We start from the raw sequence: 16,334 nt of genomic DNA on the forward strand, positions 1-16,334 counted from the left end.
CCGCCAGGCCGGCGCCTAGGACGCGCAGGCGCGCGCCGCTTCGTCGATCAGGCCGGCCACTTCGCCGGCGCGCGACGCGAGCGAGGCATGGCTGGCGTCCAGCGTGATGGTCTTGCGAGTGTTCAGGCGCGCGGCCATGCGCGTCTGGTTTTCGGGGGCGATCATCCGGTCCTGGCTGGATATCTGGTACCAGGACGGCTTGCTGCGCCATGCGGGGACGGACACCGTTTCGCCGAAGGCGCTGGCCAGCGGCGCCTTTTGCGTGACGGCCATGACCAGGCCCTCGTCGGCGGACAGGTCCTGGCAGAAGCTCTCATGGAACTTGTCGGCGCGCAGCCAGAGATAGCCGTCGCTGTCGGGCGCCAGGTTGGGCGCGGCCGCGGGCAGCATTTCCTGCGTGATGCCGCCGGGGCTTTCCCCCGCGTCCGGGGCGAAGGCGGCGATGTACACCAGGCCGGCCACGTTGGGCTGGTTGCCGGCTTCCGTGATGACAGCGCCGCCGTACGAATGGCCCACCAGCAGCACGGGGCCTTTCTGCTGCGCGATCATCTTGCGCGTGCGTTCGGCGTCGCCGGCCAGGGAGGCCAGCGGCATGTCGACGGCGTGCAGGTCTTGATAGCCCTTGCGCGCCAGTTCCAGGATGACGCGGCTCCAGTGGGCGGCGCCGCCCCAGAAACCGTGCACAAGAATGATGCTGGGTTTGCTGCTCATGATGCGGCTCCTTCCTCGGAATGGAGCAACGATCATGCGCCGGCCCAGCCGCCGCCGCCACATTTTTTTGCAGCGTTTCCGGCGCGGTTACAGCGGACGCGGGGCGGGCGCGATGGCGGCCGGGCGCTGGGCGCGCTGGCTCAGCCACACGCTGGCGACCACGATCATCATGCCGGCGATCTGCGCGGCGCTCAGTTGCTGCCCCAGGATGCCCCAGCCCAGCAGCACGGCGGTAATGGGGCTGAGAAAACCCAGCGACGACACCACGGCGGGTTCCAGCCGCGCCACGCCCCGGAACCAAAGCACATAGGTCAGCGCCGCGCCGATCAAGCCCAGGTAGGCGATGCCGGCCACATTCAGCGCGGTGAGCGGCGGCAGGGCGGGCTCGGCGGCGAACGCCAGCGGCGCCAGCAGGATGCCGCCCGCCGTCAGTTGCCAGGACGTGAAGGTGAGCGCGGACACCGGCGGCTGCCAGCGGCGGCTGAGCACCGTACCCAACGCCATCGAGGCGGCGCTGATCAGCCCGGCCGCAATGCCCGCCGGGTCCAGCGCGGCCTTGGGCGTCAGCACCAGCAGCGCCACCCCGCCCAGGCCGCCCAGCGCCGCCAGCACCGACAGGCCGCGCACGGGCGTGCCCAGCAGGCTGCGCGCCAGCAGGATCACCACCAGCGGCTGGATCGCGCCCAGCGTGGCGGCCACGCCGCCAGGCAGGCGGTAGGCCGCCACGAACAGCAGGGCCCAGAAGACGGAGAAGTTCAGCGCGCCCAGGATGAAGGCGCGCAGCCACCAGATGCCTTGCGGCAGCTGGCGCACGATCAGCAGCAGCAGGAAGCCGGCCGGCAGCGCGCGCAGCATGGCGACCGTCAGCGGGTAGTCCTGCGGCAGCATCAGGGTGGTGACGACATAGGTGCTGCCCCAGATGGCGGGCGCCAGGGCAGTCAGCAGCAGATCGGAACCGCGGTTCATGGTCATGCTCCGGCAAGGGTTCAGGCAAGTTCGAGCACGTCGCGGACGGGGCGGCGCGGCTTCTGCGGCCAATTGCCTTCCTGCGCGTAGCCCATGGCGACCAGCATGACCGGCACCTCCTCCTGGCGCAAGCCGAAGGCCCGGGCCACGCCGGCGGCGTCAAAGCCGGTCATCGGGCTGGCGGCCAGGCCTTGGGCCTGTCCCGCCAGCATCAGGGTGGAGGCGCCGAAGGTGGCGCTGCGCACGGCCTCGTCGCGCCGGGTCTGCGGCGAGTCGGCGTAGAGGCGGCTGGCCGCGGCTTCCCAGGACGGCACCATGGCCGCCGGCATGAAGCCCGCGTCCACCGACGGTTGCAGGCGGTCCGCCATCCAGGCGGCCTGGGGCAGCACGCCCAGCACGATGAACGTCACCGCCGATTCGCTCACCTTGGGCTGGTTCCACGCCAGTTCGCGCAGCCGGCGCTTGCCCTCCTGGCTGCGCACGGCGATGAAGCGCCAGTTCTGCAGATTGAAGGCGGTGGGGGCGCGCGTGGCCCAGGCAATCAGGGTATGGATGTTGTCGTCGTCCACGCCGCGGGCGGGGTCGAAGAAGTTGGCGGAAATGCGTTGCGCGATTGCGTCGGTCAGGGCGTGGTTCATGGCTGCCATCCTTGGGATTTGCTGAGATTGCCGGCTCGCCACATGCGCGCCGTCTCCATGTCCACAGGCTAATTGAATCCTTGTTTGGCGATAATATCCAATTCAATGGCAATATCATTCACCAACAGTGAATAATCTATGGATCATCTGACCGCGCTCAGGGTCTTCCGGCAAGTGGTGGAGCGGGGCGGCTTCGCCGCGGCGTCGCGGCAGATGGGCCTGTCGCCCGCCGCCGTCAGCAAGAACATCGCCGAACTGGAAGCCCACCTGGCGGCGCGCCTGCTCAACCGCACCACCCGCCGCATGAGCCTGACCGAAGCCGGTGCGCGCTACTACGAACAGGTGGCGCGCATCCTGGACGACCTGAGCGAAGCCGAGCAATCGCTGGGACCCTTGCAGCAGGCGCCGTCGGGCACCTTGCGGGTCAGCGCGCCCATGTCGCTGAGCCTGGTCCGGCTGTCGGCCGCCATGCCGCGCTTCCTGCAGCGTTATCCGCAGGTATCGCTGGACCTCAACCTGGAGGACCGGCGCATCGACATCGTCAAGGAAGGCTACGACCTGGCGATCCGCGGCACCGACCGGCTGGAGGATTCCAGCCTGGTGGCGCGCAAGCTGATGACGCTGGACCACGTGCTTTGCGGCGCGCCGGCCTACTTCCAGCGCCATGGCGTGCCGGCCTCGCCGCTGGCGCTGCGCAACATGGAGCGCGTGCAGTTCACGTTGTCTGGCCACGCGGACGAATGGACCTTCAAGCGCGCGGGGGAGACCGAACGCGTGCCGGTGCGGGGGCGCTACAGGGTGAGCTCCAGCCTGGCGGTGCGCGATGCCTTGCGCGCCGGCTTCGGCGTCAGCCTGGTGCCGCGCGTGTACGTGCAGCAGGACCTGGACAGCGGCGCGCTGCAGGCCGTGCTGCAGGACTGGAAACCCGACGAGACCTACGTGTACGCGGTGTATCCGTCGCGCCGCCACATGGTGGCCAAGGTTCGCGCCTTCGTCGATTTCCTGCTGGAAGAGCTGGGCGCGCCGCGGGAATGAGCCGCGGCGGCCCCTTGCCGCATCAATACATGTGCTGGCCGCCGTTCATGGCGACATTGCTACCGGTCATGAACGCCGCGGCGTCGCTGCAGATGAAGGCGACCAGCGCGCCGATCTCTTCCGGGCGGCCGAGCCGGCCCAGCGGGATCTGCGGCAGGATCTTCTCCTTCAACACCTCTTCGGGCACGGCCTCCACCATGCGCGTCGCCAGGTAGCCGGGCGACACGGTGTTCACGGTCACGCCTTTCCTGGCCAGCTCCAGCGCCAGGGATTTGGTGAAGCCGTGGATGCCGGCCTTGGAGGCCGCGTAGTTGGTCTGGCCGAACGCGCCCTTGCTGCCGTTGACCGACGAGATGTTGACGATGCGGCCCCAGCCCCGGTCCGCCATGGCGCCGCATAGCGGCTGCGTCATGTTGAACATGGAATCCAGGTTGCCGCGCAGCACGTCCGTCCAGTTTTCGTAGCTCATCTTGCGCAGGCTGGCATCGCGGGTGAGGCCGGCGTTGTTGATCAGGATGTCGATCTGGCGGCCGTCTTCCTCAAGGCGCCGCGCCAGCGCCTGGCACGAGTCGTAGTCGGCCACGTCCACCTTGTACATGGCGTAGCGGCGACCCTGGGCCGCCTCCGCGTCCACCCACGCCCGCGCGGCGTCTTCGCTGGAGTGGTAGGTGATGATGACTTGGTGGCCGGCATCGTGCAGGGCGCGCGCAATGGCCTGTCCAAGGCAGCCGGCCCCGCCGGTGACGAGCGCAGTGCGTTCAGCCGTCATGATGGGCCCCCGGTTGGCTGGCGTCGCGCATGGCCGAGCACGCCGAAGCCATCTGGTTCGACAGCGTCTTCCAGATCTGCGCCATGGGCGTGTCTTCGATTCCCATGGCGCCGCCGGTGGCTTGTTTCAGCCAGCCGCGCATCGCTTCGCTCATGCCGGCGGCCAGGGTGGCTTGTTCTTCGAGCAGCGCGTGGGTGATGGCCTGGCTGGCTTCAAGCTGGCTTTGCCATTGCTTGCGCGTCATCTCGCCCAGCGCGGGGGCGATTTCTTGCCAGTTGCCGGATTGTTGCAGAGGCGCCAGCGCGGCCATGTATTGTTCCGCGTTGCCGCCGGCCAGGCGGCGGCCCAGTTCAACCCAGCGCTGCTGGCTTTCCTGCGCAAGCTGCGCCATGCGCTGGCAGTAGGCGGCATTGGCGCTGGCGAGGCCCTGAGGCGTGGAGGCAGTGGTTTTCTTCATCATCCGTCCTTCTAAGAGAGTGGTAAGGGGTAACGAACACACAGGCCTCAAGCCATCTGGCTGAGGGTCTTGCGAAAGCGCGCCAGCGAGAACGCGAACAGGACCGAGCCTATCAGCGCCAGCGCCAGGAAGGGTTGCCACACGACGCTCAAGCCTGCGCCGCGGTAGAGAATGGCCTGGCCGAGTTCCACGAAGTGCGTGGTGGGGGCGGCCAGCATGATGTCCTGCACGAACTGCGGCATGCTTTCGCGCGGCGTGGTGCCGCCCGACAGCATTTGCAGGGGCAGCAGCACTAGTACCAGCAACATGCCGAACTGCGGCATGCTGCGCGCAAGCGTGGCCATGAATATGCCCATGGAGGTGGTCGCGAACAGGTGCAGTGCCGCCCCGACCAGGAACAGCGCCACCGATCCCTCGATCGGTACTTGCAGCAAGCCGCGTACCACGAAAGTCAACGATAGCCCAGCAGACGCCAACACCACCAGCCCCATTGACCAGACCTTGGCGACCATGATCTCGGTCGGCGTCACCGGCATGACCAGCAGGTGCTCGATGGTGCCGTGCTCGCGTTCGCGGATCAGCGCGGCGCCGGTCAGGATGATGGACAGCATGGTGACGTTGTTGATGATCTCCATCAGCGCGCCGAACCAGGCCTGGGTCAGATTGGGGTTGAAGCGCATGCGCACCGCCAGCTCCACCGGCAGTTCGGTGGGCGCGCGGTAGCGTTTGACGAACTCGTTGATCTCGTCGCTGATGATCTGCTGGATGTAGCTGCTACCCGTGAACGCCTGGCTCATGCGGGTCGCGTCCACGTTGAGCTGGATTTCGGCGGGCCGCCCGGCCAGCACGTCGCGCTGGAAATTAGGCGGAATGTTGACCGAGAAGGTGTAGCGCCCCGCGTCCATGCCGGCATCGGCCTCGGCCGAAGTCGTCACCTCCGGCGGCGTGAAGTGCGGCGGATAAAAGGCCGACGTGATGCGCGCGGACAGGGGCGATACGTCCTCGTCGACCACGGCGATGGGGGCGTTGTGCAGGGTTTCCGGCACGGCCGTGGCGGCGGTGTAGATCATCAGCGTGAACGACACGAGGATCAGGATCAGCATCATCGGATCGCGCGCCAGGCTCCACAGCTCCTTCACGCCCAGGCGGTAGATATTGGCCAGGTGCCGCATCTCAGGTCTCCTGTTTCTTCAGCAGCAGCGCCGAGGCGCCCAGGATGACGGGAATGGCGATCAGCAGCGGCCAGAACGAGCCTTGCAGGTTGGAGAAGTCCAGGGCCTTGCTGAAGACGCCGCGGCTGATGGTCAGCATGTGCGTGGCGGGGTAGACCTGGCCGATCAGGCGGCCGGCGCCTTCCAGCGACGACACCGGGTTGAGCAGGCCGGCGAACTGCACCGCGGGCACCAGCGTGCCTATCATGGTGAAGAACAGCGCCGCGATCTGGCTGCGCGTGAAGGTGGAGGCCAAAAGGCCGATGGCGGTGGCCACCACGTTGTAGATCAGCGCGGCGGCAAGCAGGGTCAGGAAGCTGCCGGTGATGGGTACGCCGAACAGCGTCACGGCCAGCAACGTCATCAGCAGGAAATTCAGCATGGCCAGCGCCACGTAGGGCGCCTGCTTGCCCAGCAGGAATTCCAGCCGCGTCACGGGCGTGACGTACAGGTTGATGATGGAACCCAGCTCCTTTTCGCGCACCACCGCCAGCGCCGTCAGCATCGCCGGCATCATCAAGAGCAGCAGCGGAATTACGGCGGGCACCATGGCGGGCAGGCTGCGCACGTCCGGGTTGTAGCGAAAGCGCGTCTCTATGCCGACGGGCAGGGTCGCGTCCGCGCCCAGGCGTTCGCGCGCCTGCTGCATCAGCCAGCCCTGGTGCATGCCCAGCACATAGCCGCGAATGGTCTCGGCGCGCTGCGGCATGGCGCCGTCGATCCAGACGCCGATCTGCGCGCCGTTGCCGCGCTCCGCGTCGCGCGCGAAGCCTTGCGGAATCTCGATGGCCAGCGACAGTTCGCCGCTGCGCATGCGCGCATCCATCTCCTCGTAGCTCGAAATGGGCGCATGCTCGATGAAGTAGCGCGAACCCGCCAGGTTCAGGCTGTAGTTGTGGCTCAGGCCGGTCTGGTCGCGGTCCATCACCGCATAGCGCAGGTCCTCCACGTCCATGCTGATGCCAAAGCCCATCACGAACATCAGCAGCAGCGACCCGGCCAGGGCCAGCGTGGCGCGCACCGGATCGCGGCGCAGTTCCAGCGATTCACGCCACATGTAACTCAGCATGCGCTGCAGGCTGAAGCCGCGGTGCTCCGGCGCTTCGGCCGGGCTGGACGCCAAGGCGGGAGCGGCCTGCGCGTCAGCGTCTTCAGGCTTGGTGCCGGCGCCCGCGTCGATCAGGTAGGCGATGAAAGCCTCTTCCAGCGTTTGCGCGCCGCGCATGCGCGTGATCTCGTCCGGAGATGCACTGACCAGCACCTTGCCCGCATGCATCAGCGACATGCGGTCGCAGCGCTGCGCCTCGTTCATGAAATGGGTGGAAATGAAGATGGTGACCTGGTCCTGCCGCGCCAGCGCGATCAGCAGCCGCCAGAAGTTGTCGCGCGCGACGGGGTCCACGCCCGAGGTCGGTTCGTCCAGGATCAGCAGTTCGGGCTTGTGCACCATGGCCACGGCCAGCGACAGGCGCTGGCGCACGCCCATGGGCAGGTTCTCGGGCAAGGTGTCCAGCACTTCGCCCAGGTCGAAGCGCTGCACCATCTCGTCCACGCGCGCGGGAATCTCGGCCTCCGGTACGTGGAACAAGCGCGCGTGCAGCACCAGGTTCTGCATCACGGTCAGTTCGCCGTACAGCGAAAACGCCTGCGACATGTAGCCCACGCGGCGGCGGGTATCGATGTTGCGCGGATCGACCTCGGCGCCGAACAGCCAGGCCTGTCCTTCGCTTGCCGGCAGCAGGCCGGTCAGCATTTTCATGGTGGTGGACTTGCCGCAGCCGTTCGATCCCAGGAAGCCGAAGATCTCGCCCTTGCGGATGCGGAAGTTGACGTGGTCCACCGCGACGAAGTCGCCGAAGCGCATGGTCAGGTCGCGCGCTTCGATGGCGATCTCGGCGTCCTCGTCGATGGCCAGCGGCACGATCTCCACCGGCTTGTGGCCGCGGCGCTTTTCTTCCGGCAGCAAGGCGATGAAGGCGGCTTCCAGCGAGTCCGCGCCGGTGCGCTGCTGCAGTTCGGCGGGCGTGCCGGTGGCCAGCACGCGGCCTTCGTCCATGGCGATCAGCCAGTCGAAGCGCTGCGCCTCGTCCATGTAGGCCGTGGCCACGATCACGCTCATGCCGCTGCGTTCGCGCCGGATCTCGTTGATCAGGTCCCAGAACTGCGCGCGCGCCAGCGGATCCACGCCGGTGGTCGGCTCGTCCAGGATCAGCAGGTCGGGGTCGTGGATCAGGGCGCAGCACAGCCCCAGCTTCTGCTTCATGCCGCCGGACAGCTTGCCGGCCGGGCGCGACAGGAAGGCCGACATGCCGGTGCTGCGCGTCAGGCTGTCGATGCGCCGGCGGCGCTCGGCTTCGTCATGGCCGAACAGGCGGCCGAAGAACTGCAGGTTCTCTTCGACCGACAGGGTGGGATAGAGATTCTTGCCCAGGCCCTGCGGCATGTAGGCGATGCGCGGGCATACGTCGTCGCGGTGGCGGCGGCTGGCCATGTCGCCGTCCAGCACGTCCACCTTGCCTTCCTGCACCGCGCGCGAACCCGCGATCAAGGCCAGCAGGCTGGATTTGCCGACGCCGTCCGGGCCGATCAGCCCGACCATGCGGCCCGCGGGAATGTCCAGGGTGATGCCATCCAGCGCCACCGTCTTGCCGTAGCGCAGGCTGACGCCGGACAGCGTCACCACGGGCGCGGTGTCCGGGGAGGCCATCAAGGCACCTTGACTTCAAGGTTGGCGGGCCATTGCGCGTCGGCATCGAGCTTCAGCCAGGCCACGCCCGGCAGGCCGGTCTTGACCTGCTTCAGGTGCCGCCGCAGCAGCTCGGGGCTGATCTGGGCCTTGACGCGGAACATCAGCTTCTGCCTTTCGCTGGCCGTTTCCACCGTCTTGGGCGTGAACTGCGCGGTGCTGGCCACGAAGGACACCTTGGCGGGGATGACGTATTGCGGCGCGGCGTCGAGGATGATGCGCACGTCCTGGCCCAGCGCCACGCGGCCGGCCGCCTGCTCGGGCAGGAAGAAGGTCATGTAGACATCGGTCAGGTCCACCATGTTCAGCACCTTGCCGCCCGCGCCCAGCACTTCGCCGGGCTGCGCCACGCGGTACTGCACGCGGCCGTCGCGCGGCGCGCGCAGCTCGCTGTCGGCAATGTCGGCCTCGATGCGGGCGATGGTGGCCAGTGCGGCGGTGACGGCGGATCGGGCGCCGACCTCGGCGGCGCGCGCGGCATCGATGGCGGCCTGCGCGGCCTTCACCTGCGCGCGCGCGGCGTGCACCGAGGCCTGCGCGCTGCGCACGCGGGCGCGGTCGTCGTCCAGCTCCTGGATGGACGAGGCGCCTTCTTTGGATAACGTCTCGGAACGGGCCAGGCGGCGGCGCGCGGCATCCAGCTCGCTTTCACGCTGCACCACCACGGCCTCGGCGGCCAGCTTGTCGCTTTCGCGTTGGGCGACCTGCGCGCTGGCGCTGGCGGCGCCGTTGACGGCCTGCTGGTGCTGGGCGCGCGCTTCCTCGCGCTGCGCCTGCAGGGTATCGATCTGCATGCGCGCCAGCGGCTGGCCGGCGGAGACGAAGTCGCCTTCGACCGCCAGCACTTCCTGCACCCGGCCGGCCAGCTTGGCGGCCACGTCGATTTCGGTGGCTTCGATGCGGCCGTTGCCGCTGATGAATCCTTCGCCCGGGCCGCGGTCGGACAGCAGCCGCCAGCCGTAGTAGCCGCCGGCGGCGACCGCCAGGGCGATCAGGACAGGGACCAGTTTTCGGGTAGGCAGGCGCATCGGGGATCCTTGGTTATTGGTTTATCGGGGGCTGGCGGCTGGGGCGGGAGTCGAGGCGGTCTGCGCCGCGGGCGCCGCTTGCGTGCCGCCGCCCAGCGCCGCGTACAGGCGGACGCGGCTGGACAGCAGGGCGCGGCGCGTCTGCGCGAGCTTCTGCTGGGCGGCCAGCAGATCGCGCTGCGCGTCCAGCACCTCCAGGTAAGGCGAGGCGCCATGGTCGTAGCGCAGTTGCGCAAGGCGGGCGCGTTCGCTCTGCGCCGCCACGGTGGCGCGCAGCACGTCCACCTGTTCGGCCAGCCAGTAGCGCGCGGACAGCGCGTCGGACACGTCCTTGAAGGCGGTCTGTATGGTCTGTTCGTAGGCGGCCACGGCCTGGTCTCGGCGCGCTTCGGTCAGGTCCAGGTTGGCCGAGCGGCGGCCGGCGTCGAAGATCGGCAGGCTGATGCTGGGCGCGAAGTTCCAGGCGCGGCTGCCGCCCGAGAACAGGCCGTCCAGCTCGCTGCTAGCGGTGCCGAACGCGCCGGTCAGGGTAATGGTCGGCAGGAAGGCGGCGCGGGCCGCGCCGATATTGGCGTTGGCGGCCTGGAGCTGATGCTCGGCGGCGACGATGTCGGGGCGGTTGACCAGCAGGTCCGAGGGCAGGCCCGCCGGCAGCTCGCGCATGACTGCGTCGTCATCCAGATGCGTGGGCAGCTTGGGCAGGTTCAACGGCGCGCCCACCAGCAGCTCCAGCGCGCTGGCCTGGGCGGCGCGGGTCTGTTCCAGGTCCGCGCCCAGCGCCTTGGCCTGCTGCCATAGCGTTTCGACCTGGGTCAGGTCCAGCTTGGAGATCGCGCCTTCCTCGAAGCGGCGGCGGAAGATGCGCAGCGACTCTTCGCGCGAGGCGATGGTCTCGCGGGTCAGCGCCAGGCGTTCGTCCAGTTCGCGCAGGGACAGGTAGCTGTCCGCCACTTCGGCGATCAGGCTCAGCGTCGCGGCCCGCGCGGCCGCATCGGAGGCCAGGTAGTTCTGCAAGGCGGCATCTTTCAGGCTGCGTACGCGGCCCCAGAAGTCCAGTTCCCAGCTGGCCATGCCCAGACCCACCTGGTATTGGCTGGAGACCAGCGGCTGTCCCGTGAGGTTCAGGTCGCCCGGCACGCGGGCGCGGGAGCCGTCCGCTTGCACGCCTATGGTGGGGAACTGGTCGGCGCGCTGGATGCCGTACAGCGCGCGCGCTTCTTCCACGCGCAGCAGGGCGCGGCGCAAGTCGCGGTTGTTGTCCAGAGCGGTGGATATCAGCGTCTGCAGCGCCGGATCGGGGAAGTAGGTCCGCCAGCCGATTTCGGCGGCGGCCGCGGCGTGGGCCGCTGTCGCTTCAGGCCCGGGGGTTGAATACGCGGCGGGCACGGGCAGGGCGGGGCGCTCGTAGTCGGGCGCCATGGACACGCAGCCGCTGGCCAGCAGCGTCAGCAGGGCTGCGGGAACGAGGCGCGTGGCGATCGTGGCCGGAAACGGGCGGAGTGTCATGCGGGGTCTCTCCAGCGCAGGGGCCGGGCGCGTCCCAGGGCAGGCTTGTGGTCGCCGCCTTCGGGGCGGACCCGATACCGGGTTCGTGCTTGCAGATATTGTGCAGTGCGGCGGCTGCGCATTCCTTGATCAGAATCAAAGTAGCGACTGACTGGTCGGTTTTTAATGAATTGCACATGTACAGGGAGCAGAGGGATGGTCATGCAGCGCCGTCGTCTTCCTCCGGCGGTGCGGGTCGGGCAGATCCTCGACGCCGCGCTGCAGGAGTTCTCGCAGGCGGGCTATGCCGGCGCCAGGATGGATGACATCGCGCTGCGCGCTGGCCTGTCCAAGGGCGGGCTCTATGCGCATTTCGAGAGCAAGGAAGCGGTCTTCGAAGCCCTGCTGGCGCGCCACCTGAGCCCCTCGCGGCTCGACATCGACGCGGTGGTGGATGGCGCGCAGTCGCCGCGCCATCTGGCCGAACGCATCGTCAACCATCTCTACGTCAGCCTCGGAAATCCGGCCATGATCAGCACCATGCGGCTGCTGTTGGCCGAAAGCGGGCGCGTGCCCCATCTGGCCGCGCGCTGGCGGCAGGAGACCGCGCAGGCGCATCAAACCGACATCGCGCGGCTGCTGGAGCGCGCACGCGACCGCGGTCTGTGCGCCGATTGCGTGGCGCTCAAGCATCCATGGCTGCTGCTGTCGCCCATTGTTCATACGCTGGTCATGTCCGCGCTGATGGGGCCTGACGAGCGCATCGACCTGCCCGAACGGCGGCAGGCGCATGTGGCGCTGATCTGCGAACTTCTGCGCCAGGGACCCGCCTGACGGAGCGATACCGAGTTCCTTGACGCTGCGCCCGGCTTGGTGTCCTATCCAGAGTGGTCGCGCGGCGGCCATGCACGACCTACGCGGCGAGGTGACATGGCGACATCGGGAGTGACCGGCGACACACCGTCCTGGCGTTATCTGCCAGTGGCCCTGGCTTTGGTGCTACCCATCCTGGCCTGTGTCGGCTGGACCTGGCTGCAGGCGCACAACGCGCAGCGGCTCGAAGGCGAGACCGCCGCGCGCATCGTGCGCGCCCAGGCCGAGAGCATCCTCATCCAATCCCAGGACATGTTGGGGCGGGTGGCGGAACAGGCTGGCAAGCCTTGCGACGAGGTGCTGCCCATGCTGCAACGCTGGGGCGCCCTGAATCCGTATTTCCGTTCCCTGGTCCTGGTGCGCGACCAGCGCGTCTACTGCTCATCGGCGGTAGGCGCCGTGGACGCGTCGCTCGACGATTTCAGCAAATGGATAATCAACGTCGTGTCGGATCACTGGCAGATCTCGGTGGCTGGCACCCCCTTGGCGCCGGAGCGTCCGGCCATCCTGATAGGCAAGTCCGGCGCCGACGGCCATGGCGGCATCGTGGTGGTGGATGGCCGTTACGTGCAGGACCTGGTGAATGCCGTGGCCACCATGGACGACCTGCAGCTGGAACTGGTCGTCGGCAGGAACGGCGCGCCGATACGCAGCGATTCCTGGGGTGGCGCGGCGGCGCGCGCGGTGCCGCTGCGCGACGGGGACGACGCCACCGCGACGGGCCTCAGGGTCAACGTCCTGGCGCCGCCCGAAACCCTGGTGCGCGCGTGGTCGCGGTCCATGACGACGTATCTGCCGGTGGCGCTGCTGCTCGGCCTGGGCCTGGCCGTGGCCACGCACCGGCTGCAGGTCAGCAGGCGTTCGGTCAGGGAACGGCTGCGCCGCGCCATGGCGGCCGGCGAGTTCCTGGTGCACTACCAGCCCGTGTATGGGCAGGCCACGGGCCGCTGCGAGGGTGTGGAGGCGTTGATGCGCTGGCAGCGGCCGGGTATCGGGCCGGTACGTCCGGATGTCTTCATCGCCGAGGCCGAAGCCGAGGGCATGATCATTCCGCTGACCCAGCACCTGCTCACGCTGATCGAGCGCGACATGCGGACCTGGCCCACGCCGCCGGATTTCCACATCGGCGTGAACATCGCGGCCGAGCACTTGTCCAGCGCGGAACTGCTGTCCGACGTGCAGTCCTTTGCGGCCCAGGTCGCGGCGCGGCATCCGCTGGTGGTGCTGGAGATCACCGAACGCAGCTTGATCACGGACAACGGGCAGGCACGACGCAACATCGATGCCTTGCGCGCCCAGGGCCTGCGCGTGGCGATCGACGATTTCGGCACCGGCCACTGTTCGCTGTCGTACCTGCAGAAATTTCCGGTGGACTACCTGAAAGTCGACCAGGGCTTCGTGCAGGCCATCGGACCCGCGGGCGAAGAAGCGCCCGTGCTGGACGCCATCATCACGCTGGCGCATCGTCTGGGGCTGTCGGTCGTGGCGGAAGGCGTGGAAACGCCCTATCAATTCGACTACCTGAAGGCGCGCGGCGTGGCGTTCATCCAGGGCTATCTGTTCGCGCGGCCGATGCCGTCGGCCGAATTCGTGCGCTGGTACGCCGGGCATGAACAGCCCGGCGACGCATAGTCCTCAGGCGGCCTTGCCGTTGGGGGCGGCCTTGGCGAAGAACAGGTCGGTGATGCTCTGGCTGTCCATGGGCTCGCCGTTGATGGCGCGGGCCAGCAGCTCGGCGCCCAGCAGTTGCACGGAGAACACCAGGTCGGGGTTCACCCGGCGGATCTTTTCCAGGTGCTTGCTGGTGTTGACCAGCGCGACCGTCTTGGCGCCGTTTTCACCGCAAGCTTCCTTTGCTGCCAGCACGATGAAGGCGTTCTCGGCGTCGTCGTCGCGCAGCGCCAGCACGTAGCGCGCGCGCGTCACGCCGGCGTTGTGCAGCACGTCCACGCTGGACGGGTCGCCTTCGATCAGGTCCGTGGCCGCCGGATATTCCTGCGGCACGCCGGGAGGCACGATGACGGTGACTTCGTCGCCGCGGCGGCGCAGGCCGTCGTAGACGCTCATGGCCAGGGGCGTCGCGCCCGCGATGATGATGTGGTTTTTGCGCATGGCGGTGGAGAACCTGCCTTTGACCAGCCGTTTCAGATTGCCGCCGATCACCGGCCCGGCGATCGCGCTGATGGAGGTGGCGAAGATGGTGATGCCCAGGATGATAATCGACGCGGTGAACAGCCGCGCGGTTCCGGTGTGCGGGGTGATGTCGCCATAACCGACCGTGGACATGGATACGATGGAGAAGTAGAGCGCGGTGGTGGCGTCCGTGATGGGCGGATTGAATTCGTTGCCCAGATAGAGCGTGCCGAAGACCGCGTAGATCAGCAGCGACAGCATGCTGACCAGGGCAAACAGCGAACCGGCGGTCACGCTGGCGCGGTCGAAGCGGCGCCAGTAGGCGATCAACGCGATGACGAGGACCAGCGTATAGATGCCCAGGCCGGCGCGGCCGCTGTCTCCCATGATGGCGAAGGTGCCCACGCCGATCAGCAGCACCAGCGAGAACGCCCAGGCGATGCGCGCCTTGAGGATCAGCCCCAGCGCAATGACCTGCAGCCCCACGCCCAACACCAGGCGCGGTATCTCCAGCAGGCCCACCACGCGCATGACCTCATGCCAGTTGTCGATGGCGAGCCAGAATCCGTACTCGCGCGCCCGCACCTCGCGCAGCACCGGATGCATGAAGGCATAGCCGTCCAGCGCCACCAGGATGGCCAGGCACCAGTTGGGCGGAAACAGCGCCAGCAGTTTGCGCAGGCGGTGCTTGAGAGGAACGGGCAGTGTGGGCATGGCGTTGGCGGGAACGGGTCCCAAGTCCTTTGCCGGCATTGTAGGGGGCGTGCCGCGCTATATCAGATATGTATGGAAGGCTATCAACAAAGAATTACTGGAAACCTGTCCGAGGTCCTAAACTTCGTGCATCAAGCGGCTATCCATGAGGAACGCCGCTGATAAGGGCGGGACGCCCGCTGTTTTAGCAAGCGGACGAATCGCCAGGCGTTGATCACGTTGCAGCCTGTGCAGGGACTAGAGACCCGGCCCAGGTTCACGGTCTGACCGTACGTGAGTATGAGGCACGAATGTTGGAATCGCGTGATCCAGGTAGTAGGCATCAGTGCCGGCTGATGACTCCAGGCTCACGTGTTGTTTTAGCGCGGCGTCTTAGCCTTTCGAGGCAGCGCCGCGTTTTTTTCGTCCAGGCCCGTTGCGGGCCGGACCTCAGATGGACGCGTTCGCGTCCGCCGTTTCGCGGCGCCAGTCGCCCTGGGCCTCCAGGCGGCTTTCTTCCCCGGTTATCCGAAAATCCAGGTCCAGCGCGATGTCCGCTGCGAACATGTAGCCCCAGCCGTGCACGGCGCGGATCGGCAGCGTCATCTGGTTGGCCGTCGCCTTGCGCCGCAAGCGGCTGATCATGACGTCCACGAAACGGCGCCGCGAGATGCCGCTGTCGGTGTCGTCCGCGCCGTCCGCGTAGAAGGCATCGCGGCTGACCTTGCGGTCGGGCGCGTTCACCAGCCGCGACAGGAAGTCGCGCTCGCCGGTGGTCAGCCCCAGCGTGCGGCCCGCGGGGCTGATCAGGGTCCAGCCCTTGTTCGCAAGGCGCCAGGTGTCGTGCGCGGATTCATCCGGCGTGTGTCCGTCGGCTGCGGAGTCCGCGCCGTCCAGGCCGACCGCGCGACGCACCAGCGCTTGCAGCGCCGCCGCCAGCTCCAGCCCGGATACGTCCGGGGGCAGGCAGGCATCCGCGCCGCAGAGCAACGTGCGGATGCGGCTTTCGGCATCGGCGAATGCGGCGATGGCGACAATGCCCAGGCCGCGGTCCACGGCGCGCAGCCGGACTGCGGCATTGTGGATGTCGGGCAGCGGCGCCTTCAGCACTACCAGCGGGCAGGGGCGGCGCGAGTATCTGTCGTAGACGTCGGCCAGGTCGTGGCAGCGGCGCACGTTGAAACCCAGGTGCGAGAGGGCTTCGATGAGTCCCGCATGCCGCGCGTCGTCGTGACCCAGAAATATGACATCCAGCGTGTTGTTCATTGATGCTTCCAATGAGGAGACCGGCCTGGGCGGCTGTGCCTGATGCCTAGGCGTGGCGCTGCGTGTCATGCCCGTCTCCCTGTGCTGCGCGCCGAGGCGCGAGAGCGCCGGGCGGTGTTGTTCGGATGGGCGCGAGGCCGGGGGGATTGCCCCTGGTTTCGTGCTTATGCCGATGGCCGCCCATGCTTCGATGCTGCTTGGAAGTCACGCCCGTGTTTCATTTAAACACGGGCGTGTTTTTTTGTGAAGATACGTTTCTGTAGTTTCTGACAGTAACAGAAAGCGTGGGGGCTGCGCCATGGAAACGCTTGAAATACTGTTTG

At 67.7% G+C, this 16,334-nt stretch carries 14 protein-coding genes; 3 read left to right on the forward strand and 11 right to left on the reverse strand.

The window, feature by feature from the left end; genetic code table 11:
- Positions 1–15 precede the first annotated feature (15 nt).
- The 3 genes from IAG39_RS04225 to IAG39_RS04235 all read right to left on the reverse strand — a co-directional run bounded on the left by IAG39_RS04225 (position 16) and on the right by IAG39_RS04235 (position 2,315).
- Positions 16–711 carry an alpha/beta hydrolase gene (locus IAG39_RS04225; protein ID WP_059371283.1) on the reverse strand — a complete coding sequence of 232 codons (696 nt, stop codon included), beginning with the start codon at positions 709–711 and terminating at the stop codon, positions 16–18.
- An 87-nt stretch (positions 712–798) separates the two neighbouring features.
- The gene (locus tag IAG39_RS04230; protein WP_118931401.1) at positions 799–1,677 is read right to left on the reverse strand and encodes an EamA family transporter; all 879 of its coding nucleotides are present in this window, start codon (positions 1,675–1,677) and stop codon (positions 799–801) included.
- A gap of 20 nt (positions 1,678–1,697) precedes the next feature.
- Positions 1,698–2,315, reverse strand: a complete 618-nt coding sequence (locus IAG39_RS04235; RefSeq protein WP_187523952.1) for a nitroreductase family protein — start codon at positions 2,313–2,315, stop codon at positions 1,698–1,700.
- Positions 2,316–2,453: 138 nt separating this feature from the next.
- Here IAG39_RS04235 and IAG39_RS04240 point away from each other — a divergent pair, with 138 nt between their 5' ends.
- Entirely contained in the window at positions 2,454–3,350 is an 897-nt protein-coding gene (locus IAG39_RS04240) for a LysR family transcriptional regulator (protein WP_059371286.1), read from the forward strand.
- Positions 3,351–3,372: 22 nt separating this feature from the next.
- On the opposite strand, the gene phbB is transcribed toward IAG39_RS04240, so the two are convergent.
- The 6 genes from phbB to IAG39_RS04270 are packed head-to-tail and all read right to left on the reverse strand — an operon-like array spanning position 3,373 to position 11,067.
- Positions 3,373–4,119: an acetoacetyl-CoA reductase gene (phbB, locus tag IAG39_RS04245; RefSeq protein WP_118931399.1), complete on the reverse strand. Its 747-nt coding sequence runs from the start codon at positions 4,117–4,119 to the stop codon at positions 3,373–3,375.
- Positions 4,109–4,576, reverse strand: a complete 468-nt coding sequence (locus IAG39_RS04250) for a hypothetical protein (RefSeq protein ID WP_118931438.1) — start codon at positions 4,574–4,576, stop codon at positions 4,109–4,111. The genes phbB and IAG39_RS04250 overlap by 11 nt, the downstream gene beginning before the upstream one ends.
- 47 nt (positions 4,577–4,623) lie before the next feature.
- On the reverse strand, positions 4,624–5,748 hold the full coding sequence (locus IAG39_RS04255) for an ABC transporter permease (RefSeq protein WP_059371289.1): 1,125 nt from the start codon (positions 5,746–5,748) through the stop codon (positions 4,624–4,626).
- Between the two features lies 1 nt (position 5,749).
- Complete coding sequence (gene rbbA, locus IAG39_RS04260) at positions 5,750–8,494, reverse strand: ribosome-associated ATPase/putative transporter RbbA (protein ID WP_118931398.1); 2,745 nt, start codon at positions 8,492–8,494, stop codon at positions 5,750–5,752.
- A complete protein-coding gene (locus IAG39_RS04265) occupies positions 8,494–9,561 on the reverse strand; it encodes an HlyD family secretion protein (protein WP_059371291.1) in 1,068 nt (355 codons plus the stop codon). Before IAG39_RS04265 ends, rbbA begins: the two co-directional genes overlap by 1 nt.
- A gap of 21 nt (positions 9,562–9,582) precedes the next feature.
- Positions 9,583–11,067 carry an efflux transporter outer membrane subunit gene (locus IAG39_RS04270; RefSeq protein WP_059371292.1) on the reverse strand — a complete coding sequence of 495 codons (1,485 nt, stop codon included), beginning with the start codon at positions 11,065–11,067 and terminating at the stop codon, positions 9,583–9,585.
- A 195-nt stretch (positions 11,068–11,262) separates the two neighbouring features.
- Between IAG39_RS04270 and IAG39_RS04275 the strand changes: the two genes are divergently transcribed.
- Together IAG39_RS04275 and IAG39_RS04280 are read left to right on the forward strand one after the other, a co-directional pair.
- Entirely contained in the window at positions 11,263–11,880 is a 618-nt protein-coding gene (locus IAG39_RS04275) for a TetR/AcrR family transcriptional regulator (RefSeq protein WP_059371293.1), read from the forward strand.
- 96 nt (positions 11,881–11,976) lie between these two features.
- Positions 11,977–13,551, forward strand: coding sequence for a cyclic diguanylate phosphodiesterase (locus IAG39_RS04280; protein ID WP_118931397.1), 1,575 nt, complete (start codon positions 11,977–11,979; stop codon positions 13,549–13,551).
- 3 nt (positions 13,552–13,554) lie between these two features.
- Here IAG39_RS04280 and kch read toward each other — a convergent pair whose 3' ends face one another.
- A complete protein-coding gene (gene kch / locus IAG39_RS04285) occupies positions 13,555–14,766 on the reverse strand; it encodes a voltage-gated potassium channel protein (protein WP_054452010.1) in 1,212 nt (403 codons plus the stop codon).
- 429 nt (positions 14,767–15,195) lie between these two features.
- Positions 15,196–16,011 carry a response regulator transcription factor gene (locus IAG39_RS04290; protein WP_118931396.1) on the reverse strand — a complete coding sequence of 272 codons (816 nt, stop codon included), beginning with the start codon at positions 16,009–16,011 and terminating at the stop codon, positions 15,196–15,198.
- Positions 16,012–16,334 lie beyond the last annotated feature (323 nt).

Source organism: Achromobacter xylosoxidans (genome assembly GCF_014490035.1).
Taxonomy (GTDB): domain Bacteria; phylum Pseudomonadota; class Gammaproteobacteria; order Burkholderiales; family Burkholderiaceae_B; genus Achromobacter; species Achromobacter bronchisepticus_A.